General features: G+C 61.8%; 2 protein-coding genes and 1 pseudogene. All 3 read right to left on the reverse strand.

Features of this window, described 5'->3' with window-relative positions; translation table 11 throughout:
* Positions 1 to 1,067 (reverse strand): hypothetical protein (locus tag H1D44_RS20560; RefSeq protein ID WP_181517129.1); only part of this gene is annotated, 1,067 nt, incomplete at its 3' end.
* Positions 1,064 to 4,474: a toxin VasX gene (locus tag H1D44_RS20565; protein WP_181517130.1), complete on the reverse strand. Its 3,411-nt coding sequence runs from the start codon at positions 4,472 to 4,474 to the stop codon at positions 1,064 to 1,066. The genes H1D44_RS20560 and H1D44_RS20565, both read right to left, overlap by 4 nt.
* Positions 4,471 to 4,794, reverse strand: a pseudogene (locus H1D44_RS20570) (hypothetical protein); the annotation flags it as partial. The pseudogene H1D44_RS20570 and the gene H1D44_RS20565, both read right to left, overlap by 4 nt.

The following is a 4,794-nucleotide window of genomic DNA, read 5'->3' on the forward strand; positions in this document are numbered from 1 at the left end:
GCCACCGCGGCCTTCAGCTGTTCCTGGTAGGCAGCCATCTCCACCTTGCCGAGCTGCGGGGTGAGCTGGCAGCGCTGGCGGGACCAGGGGTAGTCGATCTGCGCCTTGAGGTGGGCGGCACCCTCGCCCGCCTTCCAGGCCTCCAGATCCAGATCGCGCCAGTAGCGCGGATTACGCCCTGTTTGCCGGTCGTGCTCGGCAGTGGTGGGGTCGAGATGGCGGAAGGGCTCCAAGCGCGGCACGTCGGGCATGGGCTGGCTCACATCCATGTAGCGTTGCAGCATGTCCCACGTGGCGTGCACCTCATGCTTGTGATCGACGATGGCGCTGAGCGAGGTCTGGCTGAACTGCTTGCCGGTATAACGGTGCACGAACATCAACCGATAGAAGATACCGCCACGCTGCACCACACGCTCCACGTAGCCATCGAACTCGATGAAAGGCGCCTTCAGCGGCGGCTTCTTCTTGCCTTGGGCGAAGCTTACCATCCCGGTTTGCCGGTTGAACTCGCTGCAGCGGTTCTCCATGTAGCGGTTAGCGCGACGGGCGATTATTTTACGGAAAGGCTTCAGGAAAGTGGCGCCCAAGCGAAAGATGCCACTCATAACGGACTGGCACGTATATGCACCGATAATACCGGCACCCAGAAGCCCCCCCCCCAAAACCAATAGTGTAGCGACAATACCAAGCAGCTCGTTATATTCAAAAACATAATCAAGAAAAAAGACTGCAAGTAAAAAAGGGAAAAGCAAGAGAAAACAGAAATAAAAAAATGGAAAGGCCATTAAAAGAACGGAAAAACCCAACTGACTTTTGAGAAAACGAATCCGCTGATGATCCCACCACCAATCATCCGTTTTGTAGAATGCTTTATCCTGACGATCTTGGTGCTGAACGAACTCGGCGTCCTCACAGAGTTGCTGATAGGGGTCGATATCGGCGTAGTCGCCAAAGGGAAGCAGCTCCTCACCAATACGCTCGCTCTGCTTCGGCGCTGCCGGCATCGCAGCAATGGCACTAGCGCGGTAGGCACCGAGGCCATAGTGGGAAGAGCTTGCTTCTGTCATACCTGAAATTCCTTGATGTACCAGTAACTTGGATCCTGGGAGCGCCCGGTAATTCTTCTGATGAAATTCGCGATCGGGTCGTTCACCGTGCGATGCGAGCGAGCCGGAAGCGCATCATGCTGCCCTTCCACAAAGGGCTCGTACTCCCTGAGCATCGGGGTAGGCAGCACCATTTCACCAAGCTCCCACTCGACTCTGGCCTGTAAGGCAACGCGTAGACGAGCCGTTGAGGTCACACTGGTACCGACCATTTCGAAGCTCTCCTCAGCCATCTTGCGCTTGACCAGAAAGCGCACCGCACTTTGCTGCGGTAGCAACTGGCGCTTGCCGATTTCGAACGGCTCCGGCGTCCGGGTAATGTATGAGAGCTGCGAATAGGTGCCAAGCAGCTGATTGAAGGTTTCGGTATCAGTCTGCTCTAGCTCCTGCACGGCCAGATTCAAGGATTCCCCGATCTTGTAGCGGCTGATCAGTGGCGTGCTGATGGTGACCACGTAGTCGCGACTACTGGGCGTATCAGTCTTGGATTCCCAGACGCTTTCCAGCAGAGCCTGCCGCTCTTCGGCACCCAGGCTGCCGTAGCGAGTCACCTCAATCTGAGCCGGGCTCAGCTGCGTCAACAATTGGGGATAGTAGGCGGTATCATCGGCCGATGTCATGGCGCTGGCGGTATGAGTCCCCAGGGGGCCCTGCTTGAGCAGTCGCTCGAAGGGAGTATCCTGATTCATGGCGGCATAGCTGGTACCGCCAATGGCCAGCCCCAGGCCCAGCAGCGCCCAGCCCCAGCCAGGGATCATCACCAACCCCGCCATCAGGGGAGCGGCAAGAAACAGTGCTCCTCCGGCAATCGCTATGCCATGGCCCATCGCTGCGTCACGGTCACCGCCCTGCAGGCTATTGCGTAGCTCCCAGGAACTGACACCAACCGCAGCGACTCCAGCCATGAAATTAAACATGCCAATGGTGCGAACAAGTGTGCTCGCCCCGACCTTAGATAACCTTGTGCCAATGAGGGGCCAACCCTTCATATCAAACCAAGGTCGCTGAATAAAACGTCCGGCCAGTGAAATTTGATCTGAATAAAGGGTTGCATGTAGCTTCATCGACGCCGCACTAAGATCCGCTAATGCACTGAATATTTTTGCACGCTGTAACCCCGCACGCCTTTCTCTTTGTGCTCGGCTCAATCCCGCCAACTCACTCGTCAAATTATATAACGCAAACCCCACCAGCATTCTCGATACCGCCGGGCCATCTATCACCACCCTCACCTGGCCGGCCAGCTTGGCCAGGCGCAGTTGCGCCACCTTCGCGGCTTCGGGGTGGCCGGCGGGGAGGACGTACACCAGAACATGGCCGGCGACCTGACGGATGGCGCCGTCGACCTCCGATGACATGCGCTTGGGGCTGGTCGAGGTTTGCGCATTCCCTCGCGGGTCCACCTGTTCGGCGTAGAGGTAGTCCTTCTGGGTCTGGAGGGCGCCACCGGTGCGGTCGCGTTCGGTCAGGCCCCATTCGATGCCATCGCCGTGCACGCCAATGATGACGTAGCGGCTCAGGTCGACCTCACCGCGATGCATGACTTGCAGCTCACCCCTCAGGTTGCCGTCGACCAGGTTGGCATGGACGCCAACGGAGGTGAACACGCGGCGCATGTGGATCACGTCCACATCATCGCCCACCCGCTCCGCGACCCGCAGCACGGCCTGGCTCCATTGCCCCACTACGGTGTTGACCAAGCCGCTCACCTTGCCGGCATTGGCCAGGCTGAGCACTTCGTTCTGTTGCGCTTGTTCCTGCTCGGCCAGGTTCCGAGCGATCACCCCCAGGGTCTCCAGCCCCAGGCTCTCGGCAAGGGCTTCGTCAATGTCGCGGTCGTCCTGGGCAAGCCGGCGCAGAAACGCTGGGCGGAAGTTGCCGCTGCCATCGTTGATGTCGGCGTTGCTGTCGTCGTCAGCCGTGGCTTCGGCGGCCTCGGTTTCGTCGGCACTCCAGAGCGCTTGTAGCTCGCTGTCGGTCAGCAGCCTCTTGAGCAATTGTCGGGTACGGGCTTCCTGGCGGGTATCACCCTGATCTTGCAGCACCCCGGGGAGCTGTTGCAGTACGCCGTACAGGTCGCCACACAGGGCGTAGCCTTCGCAGATACCCAGTTCTTCGTGGCTGGTGAAGTCCCGCAGTACAGCGGTGAGCTGGCCCTGGCTGGCCAGTCGCTCGAGGGCGTCGAGCTGTGTGCGCAGAACCGCAAGCGCGGCGTTGCGTTCTGCCTGCTCCAGGGTGGCATCGAGCTTGGTTGAGTCGATGGCACCACGATACTCGGCGAGCGGATTCGCTTCGCCACCGCTCGGTGCGGTGAACAGGGCCTGACGAATCAGCTTGGCCGAGTGGCCGAGGGGGTTCTCGGCCAGCCGGCTGTCGAGGCCATCCAGGTAGTGCTCGGCCAGGTGGATCTGTGCCAGGGCATGGCGCAGAGCGAACAGCGGGTCCGGCAGTGCCACGGCGACGATACCGGGGTTGTCACGTATGTCGGCCAGCAGGTCATCGCCAGCCTCGCACTCCAGTGCCAGGGTGGCGGCTCGCTCGGTTTCCCCTGCCTGTTCCCACAGGGACTTGAGCTTGGCGCACAGTTCATCGTCTGCCGGGGCGGTAAAGTCGGCGGTGAAGGCGTCGGGCGCCTGGAGCATCAGCTCGATGCCAAGGTCGCGCTCACGCAGCGCCGGCTGGTCGGCCACACGACCGGCGGGGAAGCCGGTCTGCATGGCGAGCCAGCCTTCCATGTCGAGGATCACGGCATGGGCATGCCCGACGGCGGTGGTGCGCGTCTCGAGCCGGCCGGGATTGGCTTCGAGCCAGGAGATGTAGGGCCAGCTCCAGGCGATCTCGCTGTAGGCGAGGCGCACCCGATGCAGCGTGGCCTGCCCTTGCAGCATGGCCGGCAGCAGGAGGTCGTCGAGCCATTCGCCTTCGCTGGCACGCTCGTTGGGCGTGTCGCCGCCCTCGGCCTGCTCGCGATAGTGCATGAGATCGACGTCGCTGAGCTTGCCATCGGGGCCAACCTCGAGCTCGCGCCACAGGCGATTGTCGAAGAAGACGTAGAGGTATCCCGGGCGCAGCATGCCGGTGGCGAGACCGGTATTGGTGGTCACCCCACCCCCCTGCTCCGGGCGATTGCGCCCGACTTCCGCCAGGGGGCGAACGGCCAGCAGGGTGTTGTCCTGCAAGCTGCCGTCGGTACGCTCGTAGACGGCTCTGGCATGTTCCAGCAACGGTATCTCGATCTCGCCGCCGCCTTCCCGCTTGGGAATGACCAGAGCCAGGGTGCCGTCTTCCTCGTCTTCGTACTCGGTACGGCGGCGTACGCCCAGGTCGACGTCTTCGTCCTGCAGTTCCTTGAGATCGCCTTCGCTCATCCGTTCTGCTCCCCCTTCGTGCTGGTTCGTGCCTTGCGCAGCCGAACCTGCTGACCGTCCTGCCCACCGCTGGTGACGTCGACGAGTAACTCGCGCTCGCCCAGACCTTCCGCCTCGACCAACTGTGCCTGTTGGCTGGGCCCGCTGCCCGAGAAGGCGATACGGGCGTGCTCTTCTCCGTCAGCGCGCCGAGGCAGTTCAGGCGCCGCCGCCCCCTGCCCGCTCCCCGAGCCGGGGCTGCCACCGGAGTTGATCTTGACCTGGGCGCCGACGATGGTGATGCCGCTGGGGTCGAGCTTGAGGAAGCTGCCGCCGGCCTT

The sequence above is a fragment of the Billgrantia kenyensis genome, from assembly GCF_013697085.1.
Lineage (GTDB): Bacteria > Pseudomonadota > Gammaproteobacteria > Pseudomonadales > Halomonadaceae > Halomonas > Halomonas kenyensis.